17 protein-coding genes are annotated in these 22,503 nt (G+C 73.0%); 7 read left to right on the top strand and 10 right to left on the bottom strand.

The genetic code is table 11. The features are described from left to right. Window positions 1–1,100, bottom strand: a 1,100-nt coding sequence (locus ACIQ1J_RS17740) for a beta-ketoacyl synthase N-terminal-like domain-containing protein (RefSeq protein ID WP_403557591.1), incomplete at its 3' end; no start/stop codon positions are given. A gap of 97 nt (window positions 1,101–1,197) precedes the next feature. After that, a complete protein-coding gene (locus ACIQ1J_RS17735) occupies window positions 1,198–2,373 on the bottom strand; it encodes a DegT/DnrJ/EryC1/StrS family aminotransferase (RefSeq protein WP_403557589.1) in 1,176 nt (391 codons plus the stop codon). A 242-nt stretch (window positions 2,374–2,615) separates the two neighbouring features. Here ACIQ1J_RS17735 and ACIQ1J_RS17730 point away from each other — a divergent pair, with 242 nt between their 5' ends. From ACIQ1J_RS17730 to rfbB, 3 genes are read left to right on the top strand one after another with little or no spacing between them, the layout of a single operon-like run. Beyond that, window positions 2,616–4,100: an NDP-hexose 2,3-dehydratase family protein gene (locus ACIQ1J_RS17730; RefSeq protein WP_403557587.1), complete on the top strand. Its 1,485-nt coding sequence runs from the start codon at window positions 2,616–2,618 to the stop codon at window positions 4,098–4,100. Next, window positions 4,097–5,119: an aldo/keto reductase gene (locus ACIQ1J_RS17725; RefSeq protein WP_403557585.1), complete on the top strand. Its 1,023-nt coding sequence runs from the start codon at window positions 4,097–4,099 to the stop codon at window positions 5,117–5,119. Before ACIQ1J_RS17730 ends, ACIQ1J_RS17725 begins: the two co-directional genes overlap by 4 nt. Then, window positions 5,113–6,093 carry a dTDP-glucose 4,6-dehydratase gene (gene rfbB, locus ACIQ1J_RS17720; protein ID WP_403557583.1) on the top strand — a complete coding sequence of 327 codons (981 nt, stop codon included), beginning with the start codon at window positions 5,113–5,115 and terminating at the stop codon, window positions 6,091–6,093. Before ACIQ1J_RS17725 ends, rfbB begins: the two co-directional genes overlap by 7 nt. A 51-nt stretch (window positions 6,094–6,144) precedes the next feature. On the opposite strand, the gene ACIQ1J_RS17715 is transcribed toward rfbB, so the two are convergent. Both ACIQ1J_RS17715 and ACIQ1J_RS17710 read right to left on the bottom strand, forming a co-directional pair. Beyond that, on the bottom strand, window positions 6,145–7,701 hold the full coding sequence (locus ACIQ1J_RS17715; protein WP_403557581.1) for an AMP-binding protein: 1,557 nt from the start codon (window positions 7,699–7,701) through the stop codon (window positions 6,145–6,147). A 21-nt stretch (window positions 7,702–7,722) separates the two neighbouring features. Next, window positions 7,723–8,685, bottom strand: a complete 963-nt coding sequence (locus tag ACIQ1J_RS17710) for an ACP S-malonyltransferase (RefSeq protein WP_403557579.1) — start codon at window positions 8,683–8,685, stop codon at window positions 7,723–7,725. Between the two features lie 256 nt (window positions 8,686–8,941). On the opposite strand from ACIQ1J_RS17710, the gene ACIQ1J_RS17705 reads away from it, so the two are divergent. The 3 genes from ACIQ1J_RS17705 (at window position 8,942) to ACIQ1J_RS17695 (ending at window position 12,756) form a co-directional block, all read left to right on the top strand. Beyond that, on the top strand, window positions 8,942–10,225 hold the full coding sequence (locus ACIQ1J_RS17705; RefSeq protein ID WP_403557577.1) for an activator-dependent family glycosyltransferase: 1,284 nt from the start codon (window positions 8,942–8,944) through the stop codon (window positions 10,223–10,225). After that, the gene (rfbA, locus tag ACIQ1J_RS17700) at window positions 10,222–11,094 is read left to right on the top strand and encodes a glucose-1-phosphate thymidylyltransferase RfbA (RefSeq protein ID WP_403557575.1); all 873 of its coding nucleotides are present in this window, start codon (window positions 10,222–10,224) and stop codon (window positions 11,092–11,094) included. Before ACIQ1J_RS17705 ends, rfbA begins: the two co-directional genes overlap by 4 nt. 96 nt (window positions 11,095–11,190) lie before the next feature. Then, on the top strand, window positions 11,191–12,756 hold the full coding sequence (locus ACIQ1J_RS17695; RefSeq protein WP_403557573.1) for an MFS transporter: 1,566 nt from the start codon (window positions 11,191–11,193) through the stop codon (window positions 12,754–12,756). Window positions 12,757–12,970: 214 nt separating this feature from the next. Here ACIQ1J_RS17695 and ACIQ1J_RS17690 read toward each other — a convergent pair whose 3' ends face one another. From ACIQ1J_RS17690 to ACIQ1J_RS17670, 5 genes are read right to left on the bottom strand one after another with little or no spacing between them, the layout of a single operon-like run. Next, on the bottom strand, window positions 12,971–16,153 hold the full coding sequence (locus ACIQ1J_RS17690) for an AfsR/SARP family transcriptional regulator (RefSeq protein ID WP_403557571.1): 3,183 nt from the start codon (window positions 16,151–16,153) through the stop codon (window positions 12,971–12,973). 4 nt (window positions 16,154–16,157) lie between these two features. Further along, complete coding sequence (locus tag ACIQ1J_RS17685; RefSeq protein WP_403557569.1) at window positions 16,158–17,573, bottom strand: methylaspartate mutase; 1,416 nt, start codon at window positions 17,571–17,573, stop codon at window positions 16,158–16,160. Beyond that, window positions 17,570–18,079: a cobalamin B12-binding domain-containing protein gene (locus ACIQ1J_RS17680; RefSeq protein ID WP_403557567.1), complete on the bottom strand. Its 510-nt coding sequence runs from the start codon at window positions 18,077–18,079 to the stop codon at window positions 17,570–17,572. The genes ACIQ1J_RS17685 and ACIQ1J_RS17680 overlap by 4 nt, the downstream gene beginning before the upstream one ends. Next, window positions 18,076–19,383: a type III PLP-dependent enzyme gene (locus tag ACIQ1J_RS17675; protein ID WP_403557565.1), complete on the bottom strand. Its 1,308-nt coding sequence runs from the start codon at window positions 19,381–19,383 to the stop codon at window positions 18,076–18,078. The genes ACIQ1J_RS17680 and ACIQ1J_RS17675 overlap by 4 nt, the downstream gene beginning before the upstream one ends. Beyond that, window positions 19,380–20,927, bottom strand: a complete 1,548-nt coding sequence (locus ACIQ1J_RS17670) for an AMP-binding protein (RefSeq protein WP_403557563.1) — start codon at window positions 20,925–20,927, stop codon at window positions 19,380–19,382. Before ACIQ1J_RS17670 ends, ACIQ1J_RS17675 begins: the two co-directional genes overlap by 4 nt. Before the next feature lie 182 nt (window positions 20,928–21,109). On the opposite strand from ACIQ1J_RS17670, the gene ACIQ1J_RS17665 reads away from it, so the two are divergent. Beyond that, a complete protein-coding gene (locus ACIQ1J_RS17665) occupies window positions 21,110–21,358 on the top strand; it encodes a phosphopantetheine-binding protein (protein ID WP_210960921.1) in 249 nt (82 codons plus the stop codon). A gap of 74 nt (window positions 21,359–21,432) precedes the next feature. Here ACIQ1J_RS17665 and ACIQ1J_RS17660 read toward each other — a convergent pair whose 3' ends face one another. Continuing rightward, on the bottom strand, window positions 21,433–22,371 hold the full coding sequence (locus ACIQ1J_RS17660; RefSeq protein WP_403557560.1) for a proline iminopeptidase-family hydrolase: 939 nt from the start codon (window positions 22,369–22,371) through the stop codon (window positions 21,433–21,435). Window positions 22,372–22,503: the final 132 nt, after the last annotated feature.

Genomic DNA, 22,503 nt, shown 5'->3' with positions numbered 1-22,503 from the left:
GTCCCGTGCGCCTCCACGGCGTCCACCTCCGCAGCCCGCAACCCCGCAGCCGCCAACGCCTGCCGGATCACCCGCTGCTGCGACGGACCGTTCGGCGCGGTAAAGCCGCTGGAGGCGCCGTCCTGGTTCACCGCCGAACCACGCACCACCGCCAGCACCCGATGCCCGTTGCGCCGCGCGTCCGACAGCCGCTCCACCACCAGCACACCCACACCCTCGGACCAGCCGGTGCCGTCCGCCCCCGCCGAGAAGGCCTTGCACCGCCCGTCCGGGGAGAGCGCGCGCTGGCGGCTGTACTCCACGAACATGTTGGGCTGGGTCATGACGGTGACGCCGCCGACGAGGGCCAGGGAGCACTCGCCCCGGCGTAGTGCCTGGCCCGCCAGATGCAGGCTGACCAGGGACGAGGAGCACGCGGTGTCGATCGAGACGGCCGGGCCCTCCAGGCCCAGGGTGTAGGAGACTCGGCCGGACACGATGCTGGCGACGCTGCCCGCGGCGAGGTACGCCTCCAGGTCCTCGGGGACGACTGTCCGGCCGGAGCCGTAGTCGCAGTACATGACGCCGCCGAAGACACCGGTGCGGCTGCCCCGGAGGGACGCCGGGTCGATGCCGGCGCGTTCGAGCGCCTCCCACGCGGACTCCAGCAGCAGCCGCTGCTGCGGATCCATGGCAAGCGCCTCACGCGGACTGATCCCGAAGAAGCCCGCGTCGAACTCGGCGGCACCCTGGAGGAAGCCGCCCTCCCGCACATAGCTCTTGCCGGCCTTGTCCGGGTCGGCGTCGTACAGGCCGTCGACGTCCCAGCCGCGCTCGCGCGGGAACGGGGTGATGCCGTCGCGGCCGTCGACGACGAGCTGCCACAGCTCCTCGGGGCTGGTGACCCCGCCGGGCAGCCGGCAGCTCATGCCCACGATGGCCAAGGGCTCGCGTTCGGACTGTTCGGCCTCGCTCAGGCGCCGACGGGCTTCGCGGAGGTCGGCCGTGGTCCGCTTGAGGTAATCGAGCAGCTTCGCCTCGCTCGCCTCGCTCGACGCGCTCGACGCGCTCGACGCACTCGACGCACTCGACGCACTCGACTCGTTCGACTCGTTCGACATCCGCACACCAGCCTCTTCCGTACATGGCAGGGGCCAGGTGTCGCGGACCCGGCCCGTCGTGGCGCGGCCGCGTCCGGCGGCCGGCGTTCCCGTCGTCTCAGTCCGTCGTGCTCGGGTCGCCGTCCGCGCCGCCGGTCTCGACGGCCCAGCGGATGATGCGGCAGACGCCGTCGATCTCCTCCTCGCCGATGACTTCGCCGGTCGGCAGCGCCAGCACCCGCTCGGCCAGTGCCTCGGAGCGCGGCAGCGGCAGGGGGGCGTGGGTCTCGGGCCGGTCGCTGTAGGGGGCGAGTTGGTGGCAGCAGGGGTGGAAGTAGCGGCGGGCGAGCACGTTGTGGCGTTCCAGTACGGCGTGTACGTGGTCGGCGTGCACGCCGGCCCGGGTCTGGTCGATCTCGATGACCAGGTACTGGTGGTTGGCCCGCTCCCCCGTGGCCTGTGCGCGTACCGAGACGCCGGGCAGCCGGGCCAGGCCCTCTTCGTAGAGCCGGTGGTTGCGGGTGTTCTGCTCGATCAGGGCGTCGACGCGTTCCAGCGAGACCAGACCCATGGCCGCGCTGGCCTCGCTCATCTTGGCGTTGGTGCCGGAGGAGGCCACCTCCCGGTCCTCGCCGATGCCGAAGTTGCGCATGGCGCGGGCGCGTTCGGCGATCCCGGGGTCGTCGGTGACCAGGGCTCCGCCCTCGAAGCTGTTGATGAACTTCGTGGCGTGGAAGGAGAAGACCTCGGCGCTGCCGAAGGAGCCGATCGGGCGCCCGTGGTGGGTGGAGCCGAGGGCGTGGGCGGCGTCGAACAGGAGGGGCAGCCCGTGACGGTCGGCGAGTTCGGTGAGTTCGTCGACGGGGCAGGGGCGGCCGAAGGCGTGTACTCCGAGGATGGCGCCGGTGGCGGGGCCGATCAGCTTATCGGCGTGTGCCGGGTCGAGGCCGGCGGTCTCCTCGTCGATGTCGCAGAAGACGGGCGTGAGACCGATCCAGTCGAGCGCGTGCGGGGTGGCCACCCAGGTGAAGGACGGGACGATCACCTCGGCGCCGGGCCGCACACCGGTGGCGCGGGCCGCGAGCTGGAGGGCGACGGTGGCGTTGCACGTCGCCACGGCGTGGGCGGTGCCGGCCAGCTCGGCGACCCGGTCCTCGAGTTCGCGCACCAGCGGGCCGCTGCTCAGCCACCGGCGGTTCAGCGCTTCGTCGATTTTTTCCCGGAGTTTTTCACGGTCACCGATATTGGGGCGGCCGACGTGCAGTGGCTCGCGGAATACGGGAGGTCGGAACACGGGGGGAGCCTAAAGAGCGGGTGCGCGCGGTGTTAACCCCTAGGTCTTCGGGGCCACCCCTACGCGGTGCCCTCCCTGGCCGCGGTGGACGAGGCGGCTCTCGCGGACCACCCCTAATCTTCGGGGGAACACGCTGACCGTGGCGGGGGACGATATTCCGGGGTCGTGGAGCATTCCAGTGCCGTCCGGCCCTCAATAGGCTCGCGGGCGAATGGGAAAGGTACGACCGAAGGGGATCTCCCATGGCCGATGTATTTCCCGCGGTGGCGCCGCCGTTGAAACCGCCGGACCGGCAGGGCGCGTTGCGTACCGCCGCGCGGATGGCCGAGTCGGCGCTCGCGGTGGAGGGTGTGGCCACCGGCAGCCGGGAGTTCCGGGACTGGTACGCCGGGCGGGTGCGCGAGGACGTCGCGGAGGTCCGCCGGATACCGCTGGCCGAGCTGTCCGGCTGGCGCTCCGAGCCGGGCACCGGAAACCTGGTGCACGACTCGGGTCGCTTCTTCTCGGTGGAGGGGCTGGCGGCCGAGGATGCCGGGGGTGGACTGCCGGGCTGGGACCAGCCGGTGATCCGGCAGCCGGATATCGGCGTCCTGGGGCTGGTCGCCCGGGAGTTCGGTGGTGTGCTCCACTTCCTGATGCAGGCGAAGAACGAGCCGGGCAACCACAACGGGGTCCAGTTGTCCCCCACGGTGCAGGCGACACGGAGCAACTACACGCGTGTGCACCGGGGTGCCGCGGTGCCGTATCTGGAGTTCTTCCAGCGGCCGGAGCGGCACCGTGTACTGGCCGACTCGCTCCAGTCGGAGCAGGGATCCTGGTTCGCCGGGAAGCGGAACCGGAACATCGTGGTGGAGGTGTCGGAGGAGGTCGAGGCCGGGGAAGGCTTCCGATGGCTCACCCTGGGCCAGATCCACCGGCTGCTGGCCCAGGACGACGTGATCAACATGGACGCCCGGTCGGTCCTGGCCTGTCTGCCCTTCGGCGGTGCCGACGAGACGGCGCCGGCGCCCACGGCGTTGCTGCGCTCCTGCGCCGACGGTGCGGGCGCCCTGCACACCACCGGGGAGATCCTGAGCTGGCTGGCCGGTCTGCGGGCGGGCGGCGGCCTGTCGGTGCGGCGCGTTCCGCTGGACGAGGTGCGAGGGTGGAAGCGCACCGAGGAGTCCGTGACCCACGAGGACGGGCGGTTCTTCCGCGTGATCGGGGTGGATGTGCGGGCCGCGGGGCGCGAGGTGCGGCACTGGACGCAGCCCCTGATCGAGCCGGTCGCGCAGGGCGTGGTGGCGTTTCTCGTCACCGAGATCGGCGGAGTGGTGCACGCCCTGGTCCACGCCCGTACCCAGGCGGGCCTGATCGACAAGGTGGAGCTGGCGCCGACGGTGCAGTGCGTGCCGTCGAACTACGCGCGGGCGGACCGTCCGTCGCCGCTGCGTTTCCTGGACGAGGTGCTGGGCGCGCCGCCGGAGCGGATCCGTTTCGACAGCCGTCTGTCGGAGGAGGGGGGCCGGTTCCACCACGCGGTCAACCGCTATCTGATCGTCGACTGGCCCGGTGATCACCGGATCGAGGACGAGACGTTCCGCTGGGTCGCCCTTCACCAGCTCGCCGGGCTTCTCCGGCACGGTCAGTATCTGAACATCGAGGCCCGCAGTCTCGTCGCGTGCCTGCACAGTCTGGCAAGCGGCACCCGGACGGCCGGCCCGGGCGAGGAGGTCCTGGCGCGATGACCACGGCACACGAAGGCGGCGGCGCGGACGCCATGGAGTACACCCGGCTGGGGCGGACGGCGCTCCAGGTGAGCAGGCTGTGCCTGGGCACCCTCAACCTGGGGGTGCGCACCACGCGTGAAGAGGCGTTCGCCCTGATGGACGAGGCGCTGGAGCGCGGCATCAACTTCTTCGACACGGCCGATCAGTACGGCTGGCAGCAGTACAAGGGGTTCACCGAGGAGCTGATCGGCGCGTGGTTCGCCCAGGGGGGCGGCCGGCGCGAGCGGGTGGTGCTGGGCACCAAGGTGTTCAACCCGATGAGTGATCTGCCCAACGACCAGGGGCTGTCGGCGCGGCACATCATCGCGGCGTGCGAGGAGTCGCTGCGGCGGCTGGGCACGGACTGGATCGACCTGTACCAGATGCACCACGTGGACCGCGCGGCCTCCTGGGAGGAGGTGTGGCAGGCCATGGAGGTGCTGGTCCAGCAGGGCAAGATCCGGTACGTGGGGTCGTCCAACTTCGCGGGCTGGCACCTGGTGGCGGCGCAGGAGGCGGCGAACCGGCGGCACTTCCTGGGCATCGTCTCCGAGCAGTGCGTGTACAACCTGGTGACCCGGTACGTGGAGCTGGAGCTGGTGCCCGCCGCGCAGGCGTACGGCATGGGCGTGCTGGTGTGGTCCCCGCTGCACGGCGGGCTGCTGGGCGGGGCGCTGCGCAAGCTGGCCGACGGCACGGCCGTGAAGACGGCGCAGGGCCGGGCGTCGGTGGCGCTGGAGCAGCACCGGGCGGCGGTGACCCGCTACGAGAAGCTGTGCGCCGAGGCGGGGCTGGATCCGGCCGAGGTCGGTCTGGCCTGGGTGGTGAACCGCCCGGGAGTGACGTCGGTGGTGGTCGGTCCCCGCACCACCGCGCAGTTGGACGGGGCGCGGCGGGCGCTCGGTCTGCGGCTGGACGAGGGGCTGCTGGCCGAGCTGGAGGAGCTGTTCCCGCCGCTCGGCAACGGCGGTCCGGGGCCGGAGGCGTGGGCATGGTGAAACGGGTTCTGGTGACGGGCGGGGCCGGGTTCATCGGCTCGCACTATGTGCGCACCCTGCTGACGGGCGGGTTCCCCGCCTGGGCGGATGCCGAGGTGACCGTCCTGGACAAGCTGGCGTACGCCGGCAATGTGGCGAATCTCGAGCCGGTCTCGGGCGGGTACACCTTCGTGCGGGGCGACATCTGCGACAGCGAGCTGCTGGCGTCGCTGGTGCCGGGGCACGACGTGGTGGTCAACTTCGCGGCCGAGACGCATGTGGACCGGTCGATCACGGCGGCGGACGTGTTCACGCTGACCAATGTGGTGGGGACGCACCGTCTGGCCGAGGCCTGTCTGGCGGCGGGGGCGCGGCTGGTGCACGTGTCCACGGACGAGGTGTACGGCTCGATCGACGCGGGTTCGTGGACGGAGGAGGCGCCGTTGTCGCCGAACTCCCCGTACGCGGCGGCGAAGGCCGGCGGGGATCTGCTGGCCCTGTCGTACGCGCGTACTCATGGACTGGACGTGCGGGTCACCCGGTGCGGCAACAACTACGGACCGTACCAGTATCCGGAGAAGGTCATCCCGCTGTTCGTGACCCGGTTGCTGGAGCGCCGCCCGGTGCCGCTGTACGGGGACGGGCTGAACGTGCGGGACTGGATCCACGTGGACGACCACTGCCGGGGCATTCAGCTCGTGGCCGAGCGGGGCGTGCCGGGCGAGGTGCACCACATCGCGGGCGGGACGGAGCTGACCAATCTGGAGCTGACCGAACGGCTGCTGCGGGCCTTGGACGTGGGTCCGGAGATGGTGCGTCGGGTGCCGGACCGCAAGGGGCACGACCGGCGGTACTCCTTGAACGACGGCAAGCTGCGGGCGCTGGGGTTCCGGCGGGGTGTCTCCTTCGACGAGGGCCTGGCCGCCACGGTCCGCTGGTACGTCGACAACCCGGCCTGGTGGAAGCCGCTGCGCGACGGCCTGACGACGGCCTGAGCGGATCCGCCGGTAGGCCCCGCGCCCCTCACGGGCGGGGCCTACCGGCGGTCACGGCGTGGTCGTGCCCAGCAGTGCGGCGGCGACGGCGCGCAGCGCCTTCCGGTCGGTCTTGCGGTTGGCGTTGAGGGGGAACTCGGCGAGGTGCTCGAAGCGGCGCGGGATCATGCGTTCCGGCAGGTGGGCGCGGAGTCCGCGGACCAGGACGGCCGGGGACTGCCGTGCCCCGGTGTAGAAGTTGACCAGCGCGGTCTGGCCGTCCGGCCCGGTCACCGCGACGGTGACCGCGCCCTGCACGCCGGGCAGTCCCCTCAGCCGCTGGTCGATCTCGGCGGGCTCGACCCGCCAGCCCTGCACCTGGACCTGGGCGTCGAGGCGGTCCACGTACGCCAGTACCTCGCCGCGCACGCGGCGCACCCTGTCGCCCGTGCGGTACCAGCGGCGGCCGTCGCGTTCCAGGAAGCGGCCGGCCTCGTCCGCCGGGTCCAGGTAGCCGGGGGTCATCTGCGGCCCGGTGACGACGAGTTCCCCCTCGTCGGGCACGGGTTCGCCGTCCTCGCCGAGCAGCAGCCAGTCGTGGCCCTTGTGGACGGTGCCGATGGGCACGAGCCCGTTGCCGGCCCGGTCCGGCGGGTCCTGCGGCGACCAGCGGTGGCCGGTGACGGTGACCGTCAGCTCGGTGGGCCCGTAGAGGTTCTCCACGTGTGAGTGCGGGGCCGCCCGCTGCCAGTCCGCGGCGTCGCGGCAGGTGAACGCCTCGCCGGCGAAGAAGCTCCAGCGCAGACCCGGCAGGGCACCCTCGGCCAGCCCGCCGGTGCGGCGGGCCAGGGCCACGGCGCTGGGCGTGGAGAACCACACCGTGAGCCCCACCGAGGCGGCGAAGCCGGGCAGGTCGCGGTAGGCGGTCGCGGGGATCTGCTGGACCGTGGCTCCCGCGCCCCACGCGCAGAACAGGTCGAACAGGGAGCAGTCGAAGTTGAGGTCGAACGTCTGGGAGAAGACGTCCTCGGGGGTGAAGGGATAGCGGGTGTCCAGCACCTGGAAGTAGTGGTCGGTGGCGCCGTGCGTGACGCGCACGCCCTTGGGCCGGCCGGTGGAACCCGAGGTGAACAGGACGTAGGCGGTGTCCTCGGCCCGGACCGGGCGGGGCTCGGTGAGTGCGTGCGCGGCGTCGGCCCGGACGGTGCCGCCCTCGGCCGCCAGCACGGGCGGAGTGTGGCCGCCGGGCCCGACGGCCTCGGCGAGCAGTGCCCGTCCGGCCGCGTCGGCGACGACCGCGGACACGCCGGCCGCGTCCAGCATCTGCCGGATGCGGGAAGCGGGGAAGCCGGTGCTCATCGGCACGACGGTCATGCCGCCGCACAGTCCCGCGAGGACGCCGGTGTAGGCGTCGGGCCCCTTGTCCGCCAGCACCGCGACCGTGCCGGGGCCGCCCCGGTCGTCACCGTCGACGGCGCGCAGCAGGGCTCCCGCCCAGGTCAGCGCGCGCTCGTGCAGCTCCCGGTAGGTCAGGGCCCAGCCGGGCCCGCGGGCCGCGACCCGCTCGGGGGCCAGGGCGAGTCCGCGCAGGAACCGCGTGTGCAGGGCGTCGGCGTACGCCTCGGGCATGGGTGCTCCTCGGACGGGTCGTCACGCCTCGGCGTGGGGCCGGCTGCGGGGCTGGAGCGCCAGCCGCGGGTTGACGCGCACCACGTCGAAGTGGTCGGTGGTGCAGGAGACCCGGCCGAACAGGTTGTCGGGCCCGGCGACGTGCACCGTCGTCACGTCCTGGCCGCGCAGGGTGCCGACGACGTCCGGCCAGCGCATGGGCCGGACGATGCCGTCCAGCAGCAGGGTGCGGATCTGGTCGCCCTCGGTCAGGAGGGTGCCGTCGTGGTCGGAGACGATGGGCATCCGGGGGTCGGCGAAGGGCAGCTTGCCCAGCACCTCGTCCTCGGCCCGGCGGCGCAGGCCGGCGAAGAGTGCCGAGTGCAGCGGTGGGCGCATGGTGTAGAGGGAGAGGCCGCCGAGGGAGCGGATGCGCTGCTTGAACCGCTCCAGGCCGCCCTCGCGCAGCGAGACCATGTAGAGGTCGTGGTCGACGTAGCAGGAGATCTCGTACCACTCGTCGCGCGCCTCGAACTCGGCCAGCATCTCCCGGAGCTTCGGCTCGGGCGTGCGGACGAAGGAGTGGGTGACCACGTCCGTGTGGTGCTCGGCGAAGTAGTCGTCCTGGCAGGCGGCCAGCCGCGTGGTCATCAGCACCGCGTCCGAGAAGGGCAGACAGCCGGTGTAGGCCGCGGCGGCCTTTCCGCCGAAGCTGGGGCCGGCGCACAGGTCGGGGGTGACGCCGAGTTCGGCCTCCGCCCATTCCGCCAGCGCCAGGCAGTTGACCAGGAACGCGACCTGGGCGGCTTCGCTGTAGTCGTGTTCGGACTGCCGGTAACCGTCGATGAGTGAATAGCCGAGGACTTCTTCGGCGATGGCGACCAACCGCCGTGCGTGCGGGTTGGCCACCATGAACCGGCCCGCGTCCGCGAAAGACATCGCCCCCATGCCGGGGAAGACGATCGCGGAGCGGGACGACGATTCCGTGCTCGGATCCATGTGCATGGCCGCCTTTCGTTCCTGCCGCAGGCGTCAAAAGTAGGGAACACCGATGACCGGAAAAACCCCTAGGGGCCCTTGGCGGCCCTTAGGGGCAGGCCCCGGACGCTAGGGGTTGGGCGGCCAGGGTGGCCGGAATACGGTGACTGCGCACATGAGGGAAGCCGTGTGGTGCGTTCCCCGCTGATCGGAGATGGGAAAGAGCCCGGCGCCGAACCCGGACTTGTCGCACCCGGCATTCCGTTCACCAGGGAGATGTCACATGCGTGTCCTCGTCACGACACTCGCGCTCGATTCGCACTTCTACAACACGGTGCCGATCGCCTGGGCGCTGCGCAGCGCCGGGCACGAGGTCCGGGTGGCCAGCCAGCCCGACCTCGTGCCCGCCATCACCCGGGCCGGCCTGACGGCCGTTCCGGTGGGCCAGGCACTGCATCTGATGGAGCAGTCCCAGCAGGCCCCGGAGTCGGCGGAGGCCGGCTACGGCAGCGGCTTCAACATCGCCGAGACCGACCCCGCCAAGCTGACCTGGGAGTACGTCCGGGACACGCTGGCCGCCTACGCGCACATCGCGGAGCTGTCCACCAACACCGAGATGCTCACCGACCTGACCCGGTTCGCCCGCGCGTGGCAGCCGGACCTGGTGCTGTGGGACGCGATGAGTTACGTCGGCCCGGCCGTCGCCCGGGCCTCGGGCGCCGCGCACGCGCGGCTGCTGTTCGGCACCGACCACTGGGCCCGGATGCGGGAGCTGTTCCTGCGTCTGGCCGCGGAGCAGCCGGAGGAGGCCCGGGTGGACGTGCTGCGGGACTGGATCACCGGCCGGCTGGCGGGCCTCGGCTGCGACCCGGAGGGCGACGGGCGGTTCGACGAGGAGCTGGTGGTCGGTCAGCGCACCATCGACCCGCTGCCGTCGTTCCTGCGGATCGACGCCGGGCTGGCCCGCGTCCCGGTGCGCCCGGTGCCGTACAACGGGCCGTCGGTGGTGCCGGACTGGGTGACGCACGAGAAGCCCGAGCGGCCGCGGGTGGTGCTCACTCTCGGGCTGACCCTGCCCGAGGCGTACAACGACGGTTTCCCGATCACGGACCTGCTGGCGGCGGCGGCCGAGATGGACGTGGAGCTGATCGCCACGGTCGGCTCCGCGGTGGTCGAGTCGCTGGCGGGGACCGCTCTGCCCGAGAACGTGCGGCTGGTGGACTTCGTGCCGTTGAACGAGCTGCTGCCGACCTGTTCGGCGATCATCCACCACGGGGGCATGGGCACGTTGCAGAACACCTTGCGGCACGGTGTGCCCCAGGTGATCGTGCCGGGCTGGCTGTGGGACGAGCGGGCCACCGCGCTCGCGGTCCAGGCGCAGGGAGCGGGCCTGATGATCGAGCCACGGGAGTTCCGGGCCGGCACGTTGCAGGCCGCGGTGGAACGGGTGCTGAGCGAGCCCTCGTTCGCCGACAGCGCCGAGCGGCTGGCCAAGGAACTGCTGTCGGCGCCGGCGCCCCGGGACATCGTGCCCGAGCTGGAACGGCTGGCGGCCGAGCGGGCATGAAGGGCATCCTGCTGGCGGGCGGACACGGCTCCCGGCTCCATCCCCTGACGCTCGCCGTCTCCAAACAGCTGCTGCCGGTGAACGACAAGCCGATGATCTACTACCCGCTGTCGGTGCTGATGCTGGCCGGCATCCGGGAGATCACGATCATCTCCACCCCCCACGACCTGCCGCAGATCCAACGGCTGCTGGGCGACGGGTCCTCGCTGGGGCTCCGGCTCGACTACGTGGAGCAGGCGGTGCCCGGCGGACTGGCCGAGGCGTTCATCCTGGCCGCGGACAACATCGGCGGGGATCCGGTGGCACTAGTGCTGGGGGACAACGTCTTCCACGGCAACGACTTCTACGAGATCCTCCAGCGGGCCGCCCACGACGTCGACGGGTGCGTGCTGTTCGGGTATCCGGTCGAGGACCCCGAGCGGTACGGGGTGGGTGTCACGGACGCGGAAGGACGGCTGGTCTCCATCGAGGAGAAGCCGGCCCGGCCCAGTTCCAACCGGGCCATCGTGGGGTTGTACTTCTACGACAACGACGTGATCGACATCGCCAAGAACCTGCGGCCCTCGCCGCGCGGCGAACTCGAGATCACCGACGTGAACCTGCACTACCTGCGGCGCGGGAAGGCCAGACTGGTCGACCTGGGCCGGGGGTTCGCGTGGCTGGACGCCGGCACCCCGTCCTCGCTGCTGGCGGCGAGCCAGTACGTGTCGGTGCTGGAACAGCGCCAGGGTGTGCGGATCGCCTGTGTGGAGGAGGTGGCACTGCGCATGGGCTACATCGACGCGGAGGCGTGCGAGCGGCTCGGCGCGCGGCTGCCGTCCTCGGCCTACGGCGCGTACGTCCGGGCCATCGCCACCGAGCTGGCGTAGCCCGCGGGTCCGCGCGCACCGCCCGGCGTACGGGCGGTGCGCGCGCGGTAAGCGCGCGGTGCGCGGGCGGTAAGCGCGGCCCCCCAGGCTGGGAGCATGCACACTCCAGTCAACGGACGCCTACACAAGGGTCTCGTCCTGGCCATCGCCTGCGCGGCCGTGGTCCTGCTGACGGTGGACCTGACCGTCATGCACCTCGCCATTCCGAAGCTGATCAGCGATATCGACCCCTCGGCCACCGAGATCCTGTGGATCGCGGACATCTACGGGTTCGTCCTGGCGGGTCTGCTCATCACCATGGGTTCGATCGGTGACCGGATCGGCCGCAAGAAGCTGCTGCTGATCGGTACGGTCGGGTTCGCCGCGGCCTCGCTGCTCACCGCGTACGCGCCCAACGCCGAGACGCTGCTGGTGGCGCGGGCCCTGCTGGGCGTGGCCGGCGCCACCATCATGCCGTCCACCCTGTCGATCCTGCGGAACGTGTTCACCGACCCCAAGGAACGCACCGCGGCGATCGGTCTGTGGAGCGGGATGTCGGCCTCCGGGTTCGTCCTCGGGCCGATCATCGGCGGGGTGCTGCTGAACCACTTCTGGTGGGGGTCCGTCTTCCTGATCAACATCCCCATCCTGCTGGTGCTGTTCATCGCCGCGCTGCTGGTGCTGCCGGAGTCCCGCAACCCGCGTCCCGGGCGGCTGGACTGGCCGAGCGTGGTGCTGTCCACCGGCGGCCTCATCGCCCTGGTGTACGCGGTGAAGGAGGCCGCGCACGGCGGCGTGGACCAGCCGAAGGTGTGGGTGACCGCGCTGCTGGGCATCGCGGCGCTGGCGGTGTTCGTGGTGCGGCAGACGAAGCTGACGCACCCGCTGATCGACGTGCGGCTGTTCCGCAGGGCCGCGTTCACCGGCGCGGTCCTCGCCAACCTCTTCGCGATGTTCGCGATGGTGGCGCAGTCGCTGATCTTCGCGCAGTACTTCCAGCTCGTCCTCGGCTGGTCGCCGCTGAAGGCGGGCCTGGCGGGCCTGCCGGGCGCGGCGGCGTCCGCGGTGGGCGGCGGCGCGCTGGCGGCACCGCTGATCTCGGCGATCGGCCGGGCCAGGACCGTGGGGCTGGGGCTGGGGCTGGGCTCGATCGGCCTGGCGCTCTACACGACGGCGGGCATGGAGTCGAACTACCTGATGCTGGTCGTGGCGATGGTGCCGGTCGGCGTGGGCTTCGGCATGGCGTTCGCGGTCACCGGGGACACGCTACTGGCCACCGTGCCCAAGGAGCGGGCCGGCTCCGGCGCGGCGATCTCCGAGACGGCGATGGAGGTGGGTGGCGCGCTGGGCATCGCGGTGCTCGGCAGCGCGCTGAACTCCGCCTACACCAGTGGCCTGGACGTGCCCGACGGGGTGCCCGCCTCGGTGGTGCCGGCGATCGAGGACTCCATCGCCTCCGCCGCGCAGGTGGCGGCCTCGCTGCCGGGGGAACTGGGCGCGCAGGTCCTGGAGGCCGCACGGCACGCGTTCGTGGACGCCTTCCACCTCTCCGCGCTGGTCGCGGCCGGTGTGATGGCCTCGGTGGCGGTGGTCTCGCTGGTGACCCTGCGCGGCGTCCCCAAGGTCATCGAGGAGGAGGAGCCGGGCGACGAGCCCGCCCTGCCCGTTCCCACCGCCCGCTGAACCCTCCGGCTCCGGTGCCCCTGCGGGGCGCCGGACGCGGTGCCCGCCTCCCGTCACGTGTCCCTGTCACGTGGGAAGCGGCCCGCACCGGGTGCCGCCGCCGCGGCCATCCCCCGTTCCGGCGGCGGCGGCATCCGCTCACCCCACTCCCCCCGGGGCCCGCTCGTGCGGCCCGGGCCTCCTGTCGACGCCCGCCCCGCGGCGCTCCGGGCCGTCAGACCCGGCCGAGGAAGACGAGTGCCTCCTCGCCGGTCATGGCGCGTCCGCGCCGGTACGCGGCCTCGTAGACGTCCGGCGGCAGCAGTTCCCGCGCCCGGCTCATGGTCCGTGCCACGTCCGGGTCCTGGTCCAGGGAGATGCCGCGCAGTCCCGCGCCCAGCCCCAGCAGCAGCGCGGCCCTTTCCGCGTCGCCCTCCAGCAGCACCACGCCGGCCAGCGCCTCCACCGCTCCGGCCGCGCCCGCGAGATTGCGGCTGCCGATCATCACGTTCAGCGCGCGCTGGTGCCACTCCCGGGCGCGGGCCGTGTCGTCCTCGGCCTCGGCAATCCGGCCGAGCGCCACGAACACCCGGGCCCGCAGCTCCTCCACGGCGAACCATCCGGTGGCACAGCCCGCGAGGGCCGCCTCCACCAAGCGGCGGGCCTCGGTGAGGTCGCCGCTGAGCCGGGCGATCTCACCCAGTCCCCACTCCACGGCGGCGGGCAGGGTGGGCGCGCCGGCCTCCCGGGCGGTACGCGCCGCCCGTTCGTAGGCGGTGCGGGCGGCGGCGAGGTCCCCGGCCCGGACCAGTCCGTCGGCCTTGCGGCACAGCAGGTCGGCCAGGTCCTCTACCGCGCCGAGCTGTCCGGCCGACTCCAGCGCCTCGTCGTACAGGGCCATGGAGCGCTGTCCCTCGCCCCGCCACCCGGCCAGCATGGCGAGTTCGGCGAGGCACAGGGCCATGCCCCAGCGGTCGCCGGTGGACCGGAACCCGGTGAGGGAGTCCTCGAACTGGCGCGCCGCCTCGTCCACCTCGCCGCCGAACAGGGCCATGTGCCCCCGGCCGAGCCGGGCCAGCGCGTCGGACCACGGGTCGGGCCGTCGGGGGCCGCCGGCCTGGGCGGCGCGCGGGGCTCCGGTGCCCATGCCCCACAGAACGGTCAGGAAGGGGTGCCGGGGCGGCCACTCCAGTTCGGCCATGATCTCCTCGGCCCGGAGCCAGTGCGGCTGGAGGGCGTTGCCGTCGTCGCCGCCGGCCGCCGCGTTGAGCACGCACAGCACGTACTCCTCCCGCAGCTCCCGCGGTGGCTCGGTGCCGACCTTGCGCAGCAGCTCGGCGGCGGCCGCGGCGCCGTGGCCCCGCAGGCCGCGCAGCCACCAGTAGCCGGTCAGGGTGGCGATGAGCCGCAGCGCGGTGTCCTGGTCGGCGCGGACGGCCCGGTGCAGGGCGGCCTGGAGGTTGGCGTGCTCCGCGGCCAGCCGCTCGAGCCAGGCCAGCTGGTCGGCGCTGCGCAGGTACGGCTCCGCGGTGCGGGCCAGGTCCAGGAAGTACCGCGTGAACCGGCCCTGGACCTCCTCCTCCTCGCCGGCCTGGGCCAGCCGTTCGGCGCAGAACGCGCGGACGGTGCCCAGCATGCGGTAGCGGCCGCCGTCGCCCTCGATCAGGGACTTGTCGGCGAGGCCGGTCAGCCGCTCGACGGCCTCGGCGTCGGACAGTTCGCAGACCCGTCCGGCCGCGCCGAGCGTGAAGCCGCCGGCGAAGACGGTGAGCCGGCGGGCGAGCCGCTGCTCGTCCTCCTCCAGCAGGTCCCAGCTCCAGCCGACCACCGCGCGCAGGGTCTGGTGGCGGGGCGAGGCGGTCCGGCTGCCCTGGCTGAGCAGCCGGAACCGGTCGTCGAGGCGGGCGGCGACCTCGTCCACGGGCAGGGACCGCAGCCGCGCGGCCGCGAGTTCGATGGCCAGCGGCAGTCCGTCCAGCGCGCGGCAGACCCGCACCACGGGGGCGACGGTGGCGGCGTCGACGGTGAAGTCGGGCCGTACGGCCATGGCGCGGTCGGCGAAGAGCCGTACCGCCGGGTACTCCAGGGCCTCGGCCGCGCTGACTCCCTCCGGTGGGGCGGCCAGCGGGGGTACGGGGCACAGGACCTCGCCCGTGATGCCCAGCGCCTCGCGGCTGGTGGCCAGGACCCGGATGCGGGGGCAGGAGGTGAGCAGACGGAAGACGAGGCGTGCCACCTCCTCCACCATGTGCTCGCAGTTGTCCAGGACGAGCAGGATCTCTGTGTCGGACAGGGCGGCGACGAGGCGCTCGACGGTGTCCGGGGGCTGGTTCTGGCGGCCGCCGGCGTTGAGCACGCCCTCGCGGACCCCGAACGCGTCGAGCACCTGCCGGGGCAGGTCCGTGCCGTCGCGCAGACCGCCCAGGTCCGCGAAGACGACGCCGCCGGGGTCGCGGCCGGCGGCCTCGATGGCCAGGCGCGTCTTGCCGGAGCCGCCGGAGCCGACGACGGTGACCAGGCGGGCGCCGCCGCCGCGGTCCAGCGGGCCGAGGAGCCGGGAGACCCGTTCCAGTTCGTCGCGCCGGCCGACGAAGGTGGTGAGCTGGGCGGGCGGCCCGGTCCGCGCGACGGTGGCGGGCTCGGACGGGGCGGGCGCGGCGGGGGTGGTCAGGGACGCGTCGCCGCGGAGTACGGCCAGGTGGACGGCGGCCAGTTCCTCGGAGGGGTCGTTGCCCAGTTCCTCGGCGAGGGTGCGGCGGGCGTCCTCGTAGACGGCCAGGGCGTCGGCGCGGCGGCCGCAGCCGTACAGCGCCCGCATCAGCTGGCCGCGGGGCCGTTCACGCAGCGGGTGCGCGGCGACGAGCTGCTGGAGTTCGGCGACGAGTTCGCGGTGGCCGCCGAGGGCGAGTTCGGCCTCGGCGCGGTCCTCTGCGACGGTCAGCCGGAGGTCCTCCAGGCGTTGGGCGCGGGCGCGGGCGGCGACGGCCTCGCCGAGTTCCACGGGGACCGGGCCCTGCCACAGGTCGAGGGCCCGGCGCAGGGTGGCGGTCGCGGCGGCGTGGTCGCCGGCGGCGAGCTGTCGGCGGCCCTCGGCGGCCAGGCGCTCGAAGCGGTGGGCGTCCACGCTGTCGGGGTCGACGGCCAGCCGGTAGCCGAGGGGGTGGGACTCGACCAGTTCGTGCGACGCCGCCCCGCGCAGGTCGCGACGGAGCCGGGAGACCTGTGACTGCAGGGCGTTGAGGGCGTCGCCGGGCGGCTTGTCGCCGTAGAGGCCCTCGATGAGGGAGTCGACGGTGACAGGCCGGCCGGCCTCCAGGGCGAGGAGGACGAGCAGGGACCGGGCTCGCGGGCCTCGGACGGCCACCGAGCTTCCGTCATCGCGCCGCACCACGAACTCGCCCAGGACCCCGAACCACATGGCGTCAATTATGACTTACCCACGAGCCGCTCCCACCCGCGGTGATCTCCGCGGACTCCGGTTCCGCGCCGGCCCCGGCGGGGAGCCGGCCGCCCGCGGTGTCGTAGTGGCGCTGCACGTGGTGGAGGTCGGCGTGGAAGTCGGCCGAGCCGATCCGGCGCGCCGGGGCCGAGCGGGAGGCGGTGCGGCCGAACGGGAGCGCTCCGGTGTCGGCCCAGCGGAGCCGGCCGTCGCCGTCGATGTAGCTGCGGGTGCGGCCCCGGTTGTCGGGGTGCAGGCACCAGGGGACGTCGAGGTAGCCGCGGGCGAAGGCCCTCGCGAGGCCGACGCCGGGATCGGGGTGCAGGTCGAGCACCGCGTGGACCAGGGCGGCGGCCTCCACGTAGGTCTCGCTGTCCGCGGCGGCCGACTCCTGCCGGGTGGGCGGCGTGGTGCCCCGCGCGGCGGTCCGCGCCGACCGGTCCGCGGCCTCCAGCGCGGCGACGTTCTCCTCGATGGTGGGGATACGGCGGGACTCCGCGACGGTCTTGACGATCAGCCGCTCGGCGCCGGAGTGCACGGCCAGCGCGGCGGCGTCGGACAGCAGGCCGTAGGCGCCGTGCTCGGTGACCGGGTACAGCCCCATGTAGGCGTAGACCACCACGTGCCAGGTGGGGGCGGGCAGCAGTTCGGCGCACAGCCGCCGCAGCGCGGCCACCGCTTCCCGGTCCTGTGCCGGGTCGGTCTGCTGGGCGTAGCTGACGGAGACGTCGCGCACCCCGTGCCGGTGGAAGAACAGTGCCTCCAGCACCGACACGGCGACGAGCAGGCTCGGCGGGCACAGCTGGCCCAGCAGGCACCCGCCGAAGGACTCCAGGTGGGGTTCGCTGCCCAGGTCGCGCAGGGCGGCGAAGCGGCGTACGCCCTCGGTCCAGTTCCGCACCGAGTCCGCGAGCGGGGTGCGCCCGTAGGGCAGGCAGTAGGAGACCGGGCCGCCCTCGCTGGCGTCGATGCGCTGGTCGATGAGGGCGGAGAAGATGTGCTGGGGGACGGCGGAGCCGTGGCGGACCTGCACCGGGAAGGTACGGTCGCGGATGCCCGCCAGCATCCGGGCGGTGACGGCCGGGGGGTGGGCGGTGATCGGGTAGCCGTTGAGTTCCCGGCTCTGGGCGAGGGCGCCGGCGAGTGCCTCGCTGTCCCCGAGCCGGGTGTAGCTGTCCAGCGTCACGGTGCCCACGGTGACCGCGCGGGCGGCCTTGGTGGCGGCGAGCCCGGCGCGCATCCGGCCGGGGTCGTCGAAGCCCATGCGGGGCTGGACGACCAGGCGCCCGGCACCGCCCTCCCGCCGTACGAAGTCCCCGAAGTCCCCGGCGTGCGTGACGCCGCCTGCCGGGCCCTCCAGCGGGCCGGGGAGGGGCGCGGGCCGGCTGTCGGGGGTCAAGGCGTACCCGGGGCTCCGGACCGGGCGCCGGTGAGGGCGGGCACGGGCCGGGCGGTGTCCAGGTAGCGGCGCAGGTCCTCCTCCTGGCCGTCGTCGAAGACGGCGTCGAAGCCGGCCTCCAGCAGGGCCGCCGCCTGGCGGCCGCGTTCGGCGGCCACGGCGGAGACGCCGAGCTTGCCGCCGATGACCACGGGGACGGTGGCGAGTCCGGGGTGCGCGCGCAGGGTGCGGGCCAGGCGCAGCCCGTCCACGTGTCCGTGGCCGTTGACGCTGCTCACGACGACCAGGGTGGGTTCGTGGCGCAGGCACTCGGACAGCAGCAGGGCGTCGGGCACGCAGGGGCCGAGGTTGACGACCCGGTAGCCCCTCTCCTCCAGGAGGAGTTGGAGGAAGACCAGGTTCCAGGTGTGGGAGTCGGACGACACGGTGGTGACGATGACCGTGCCCGCGGTCTCGATGGGGTGGACGTCGTCGGTGCCGTGCCGGGCGCCGGGGAGGTGGGTCACGGGGCGGGCTCCTGAGCGGATCGGCGTGCGGGGGCCGGGGTGCCGGCGCCCTCGACGGGCGTACGCCGGTAGTCGATGCGGGTGGCCGAGACGAGGTCCCCGCCGCGCAGGACGATCTCGGCGGGGGCGGGGCGGCCGAGGAACGCCAGCAGGCTGGCCGTGGGGCCGTAGGCGCCGGTGTTGGGGACCGTGACCACGTCGTCGGGGCGCAGTGCGGGGCCGGGCAGGTCGCGGCTGAGGACGTCACCGGGTGTGCACAGCGGGCCGACCAGGCGGGCGGTCACCGTGGGGGCGTCGGCGGGGGCCGTGGTGGCGGCGGGTTCGACGTGGGTGGGCAGGAGCCGGCCGAGGCCCGACATGCCGCCGAAGGCGTTGATGCCGCCGTCGAGGATCACGTGGGTGCGGCCGCGTCCGGTCTTGACGTTGGTGACGCCCAGCAGGAGGGTGCCGGCGCAGGCGGTGAGGTAGCGGCCCGATTCGAAGGCGATCAGGGGACTGCCCGTGCGCCAGTGGGGCAGGGCGGCGTCGAGCATGGCCTCCAGCTCTCCGCGCAGGGCGGGGTAGCTGTCGCGGGTGCCGGGCGTCCCGTAGGGAGCGGCGAAGCCACCGCCGAGGTCGAGCAGTTCCAGCGGCAGGCCGAGGTCGTCGGCGAGGCGGACGGCGGCGGCCACGGTGTGCCGGAACTCCGATACGAGGTTGGCCTCGTCCTTGGCGTTGCTGAGCGGGAAGAAGTGCAGTCCGGTCAGCCGGACGCCGTCGACGTGGCGCAGGTCGGACAGCGCGTCGGGCAGGCTCTCGGCGTCGAAGCCGAACTGGCTGGGCCGCCCGGTCATGCGGATGCCGGTGGTGGCGCCGCCGGTGTCGGTGTTGACGGCGTTGACCCGCAGGACGCACCCGGCGGTCACCGCGCGCTCGGTGGCGGCCCGGCCGACCCGGCGTACGTCGCTGACCGAGTCGGTGGAGAAGGTGCGCACCCCGAGGTCGAGCGCGTGGCCGAGTTCGGTGGTGGTCTTGCCGGGGCCGGTGTAGAGGCAGTGGGCGGGGTCGAAGCCGGCTTCCAGGGCGGCGTGGAGTTCTCCGCTGGAGCTGATCTCGGCGCGGACCCGGCCGTCGTCGCCGCGCAGGGCGCGGGCCACGTCGGGGTGCGGGTTGGCCTTGAGCGCGTAGTAGAGCACGGACCCGTCGGGCAGGGCGCCCAGCAGTTCGGTGCGGGCGGCGGTGACCTCGTCGAGGTCGTACACGTAGAGCGGGGTGCCGAAGCGCTCGACGAGCGCGCCGTGCGGCTCCTGAAGCGTGCCGGTCATCGGGCGCCCTCCCGGACGAGAGCGGCCAGTTCGTGCCGGGCGTTCTTGCCGTGGCCGGTGAGCGGCATGCTCGGGACCACCTTGCACCGGGCGGGCACCTTGGCGGGCTCCAGCCGGGCGGCCAGGGCGCGCAGCACGGTGTGCGGTTCCAGGTCGTCGGCCTCCACCACGAGCGCGAGGTCGGCGCCGCCGGAGGGGGGCACGACGGCCGCGGCCCGCACGCCGGGGACGTCCATGGCGGCGGCCTCGATCTCGACGGTGCTCATGCGGATGCCCTTGCGTTTGAACATGTCGTCGCGCCGGCCCTGGAAGTAGAGGTAGCCGTCCTCGTCCAGGCTGCCGTAGTCGCCGGTGTGCAGGCGCAGTTCACCGGTGCGCGGGTCCCGGCGGAAGGAGCGGGCGGTCTGCTCGGGGTCGCGCCAGTAGCCCGGCATCACGTGGGGTCCGCTGACCACGATCTCGCCGATGTCGCCGGTGGGCAGTTCGTCGCCGTTCTCGTCCAGGATCCGGACCCGGGTGCCGGGCAGCGGCAGTCCGACCGAGTCCGGTCTGCCGGCGTCCTCGGCGGGGGGCATGACGGAGACCCGCTTGCACTCGGTCTGGCCGAACTGGCGGATTACCCGGACGCCGGGGAACAGGTCCCGCAGGGCCCGGATGGTGGGGGCGGGCAGCGCGGCCCCGGTGTTGGTGAACATCCGCACGGGCGGCAGCGCGTCCGGGGCACGCCGGGCCAGGGACACGATCATCTGGGCCAGGGACGGGACGATGGGCACCACCGTGGTGCCGGTCCGCCGCATCCGGTCGAGCAGCGTCAGGTCCGACTCCTCGTCGGCGAGGACGATCTCGCCCCGGCCCAGGCAGGTCATCAGCACCTTGTAGAGGCCGTAGTCCCAGGAGAGCGGGAAGCGGCAGAAGACCACGTCGTCGGCGCGGTAGCCGAGGGCGTCCACGATGGCCCGGGAGGCGAAGGTGACCTGGGCGTGCGGGCAGATCACGGCCTTGGGGGCGGCGGTGGACCCCGAGGTGTAGATCAGTACGGCGATGTCGTCGGGGTGGACGGTGACCGGCGGCGCGGACTCCCCTCGTCCGGCGCGTTCGGTCACGTCGGGCCAGAGGTCGGCGAGGTCGTGGACCGGGACGGGGGACAGTTCCCGCAGCCGCGGCACGGTCGGGCCCGACCCGATCACCAGGGCCGGTTCGGCGTTGCCCAGCACCGACTGGAGGTGGAAGGGCTTCATGCCGGGGTTGAGCGGCACGAAGACCACACCGCGGGAGACCGCGCCGTAGAACAAGGCGACCAGGTCGCGGCGGCTGGGTGCCTGTACGACCAGGCGGTCCCCGGGACGCAGTCCCCGCGCGTCGAGCCAGGCGCCGAAGGCGCGGCTGGTCCGGTGGAGTTCCCGGTACGTCCAGCCGCCGGCCGCGTCGCGGACGGCGGTGCCGTCGGGCACGGCTCGCGCGGCCTCGTCCAGCAGTTCGTGCACCAGGGACGGCGCCGTCACCGGGGAATCCGGAGCGGTCTCTGAAACCGCGAGTTCCGTCATGGTCTCTCCGCTTCGCATCCGCGCGTATTCGCACCGCGTTGTTTCCGCTTCTCCGGAAGAGTAAGAACGGAACGGCGTCTGAAACACCCCTAGCCGACCCCAGAGGACGGTGATAAGGGTTGTCACCCGGGGGCGTTCGGGACTGCTATGGCTACAAGCCATTTCTCGGATGCGGAGACACCATGTGGGACGAGAAGTTCGAAGCGATCGTGCGCCGGCACCTGCCGTTCCTGGGCCATGACGAGGAGCTGACCGCGAGCACCGCGCTGCGGGATCTGGGGCTGGACTCGCTGGCCACGGTGGAGTTGCTGAGCGACTTGGAACACGCCTACGACCTGCGGTTCGTCGACGAGGCGCTGACCCTGGCGACGTTCGCCACGCCGGAGCGGCTGTGGCTGACCCTCCGCGGGCTCGACGCGTCGGCCGCCTGAGAACGGCGCCCGGGGACACGGACCGGGCCGGAGCCCCGAGGGGTTCCGGCCCGGTCGTCGTGCGTGCACTCAGGTCATCGCCCCGCGCCGGGCGGCTGTGCCGAAACGCTTTGGAGGAATTCCCCGAGTACGGCCCGGAAACGCTCCGGCTCTTCCAGGTGCGGCTGATGACTGGATTCCTCGAACAATTCCCAGCGGACGTCCGGAATGTGCTCGGCGTAGGGCCGCACGGTCACCGGGGTGGCCTCGTCGTGCCGGCCCGAGACGAGCAGGGTGGGCGCCGCGATGGCGGAGCAGTGTTCCACCACCGACCAGTCCTTGAGGGTCCCGATCACATGGAACTCGTTGGGGCCGTTCATGGTGTGGTAGACGGTGGGGTCGTTGGCGATCTCGTAGAACGAGGCCATGAACTCACGCGGCCACGGCCGCAGTCGGCACACATGGCGGGCGTAGAAGACCTTGACGGCCTCCCGGTACTCCTCGCTGTCGGTGGTGCCGGCCTCCTCGTGGCGTCGCAGGATGTCGTCGGTGCCCGGCGGCAGCTGCGCCCTGAGCACCTTCATCTCACTCAGCCACAGCGGGTAGGAGGCCGGTGAGTTGGCGATGACCAGGCCGCGCAGCCCTGCGGGGCGCTCCGCGGCGTGCCGGGCGGCCAGCAGCCCGCCCCAGGAGTGGCCGAAGAGGACGTAGTCGTGGGCGATGCCCAGGCCCCGCAGGAGGTTGTCGAGTTCGTCCTGGAAGAGCCGTACGGTCCAGAAGTCGGCGCCCTTGTGCGGCAGGTGGGTGGAGCCGCCGTTGCCGAGCTGGTCGTAGTGGACGACGGGCCAGCCGTCCTCGGCCAGTTCGGCGATCCGCAGCAGGTAGTCGTGAGTGGATCCGGGACCGCCGTGGACGACCACGAGGGCGGGGCGGCCGCCGCTCAGGTCACCGGTGACCCGGTACCAGGTGTGCCACTCGCCGAAGGAGAGCTGCCCTTTGGCGCTGGGGGCGGCGAGGCCGGGAGCGGTTGCCATGGTCGATCACCTCTGCAGTGGGCGGCTTGGCCGGGCGGGCGTCGGACCGCGCGGCGACGGGCGGCGGCCCTCCCCGGGCATCTGGGACGCTACGCACGGTCCGGGCGGCGGCCAACCCCTACCCGGCGCCCC

The sequence above is a fragment of the Streptomyces sp. NPDC097107 genome, from assembly GCF_044762405.1.
In the GTDB taxonomy this organism is placed as follows: Bacteria; Actinomycetota; Actinomycetes; order Streptomycetales; family Streptomycetaceae; genus Streptomyces; species Streptomyces thinghirensis.
The sequence above is the reverse complement of the archived record's forward strand: the minus strand, read 5'-3'. Positions and strand labels throughout refer to the sequence as shown.

Bases quoted from the DNA above. Each gene is read 5' to 3' on its own strand.
- ACIQ1J_RS17660 (WP_403557560.1), bottom strand. From the start codon at position 22,371: ATGGCAACCGCTCCCGGCCTCGCCGCCCCCAGCGCCAAAGGGCAGCTC.
- rfbA (WP_403557575.1), top strand. From the start codon at position 10,222: ATGAAGGGCATCCTGCTGGCGGGCGGACACGGCTCCCGGCTCCATCCC.
- ACIQ1J_RS17670 (WP_403557563.1), bottom strand. From the start codon at position 20,927: ATGACGGAACTCGCGGTTTCAGAGACCGCTCCGGATTCCCCGGTGACG.
- ACIQ1J_RS17710 (WP_403557579.1), bottom strand. From the start codon at position 8,685: ATGCACATGGATCCGAGCACGGAATCGTCGTCCCGCTCCGCGATCGTC.
- ACIQ1J_RS17730 (WP_403557587.1), top strand. From the start codon at position 2,616: ATGGCCGATGTATTTCCCGCGGTGGCGCCGCCGTTGAAACCGCCGGAC.
- ACIQ1J_RS17715 (WP_403557581.1), bottom strand. From the start codon at position 7,701: ATGCCCGAGGCGTACGCCGACGCCCTGCACACGCGGTTCCTGCGCGGA.
- ACIQ1J_RS17695 (WP_403557573.1), top strand. From the start codon at position 11,191: ATGCACACTCCAGTCAACGGACGCCTACACAAGGGTCTCGTCCTGGCC.
- ACIQ1J_RS17725 (WP_403557585.1), top strand. From the start codon at position 4,097: ATGACCACGGCACACGAAGGCGGCGGCGCGGACGCCATGGAGTACACC.
- ACIQ1J_RS17675 (WP_403557565.1), bottom strand. From the start codon at position 19,383: ATGACCGGCACGCTTCAGGAGCCGCACGGCGCGCTCGTCGAGCGCTTC.
- ACIQ1J_RS17665 (WP_210960921.1), top strand. From the start codon at position 21,110: ATGTGGGACGAGAAGTTCGAAGCGATCGTGCGCCGGCACCTGCCGTTC.
- rfbB (WP_403557583.1), top strand. From the start codon at position 5,113: ATGGTGAAACGGGTTCTGGTGACGGGCGGGGCCGGGTTCATCGGCTCG.
- ACIQ1J_RS17690 (WP_403557571.1), bottom strand. From the start codon at position 16,153: ATGTGGTTCGGGGTCCTGGGCGAGTTCGTGGTGCGGCGCGATGACGGA.
- ACIQ1J_RS17705 (WP_403557577.1), top strand. From the start codon at position 8,942: ATGCGTGTCCTCGTCACGACACTCGCGCTCGATTCGCACTTCTACAAC.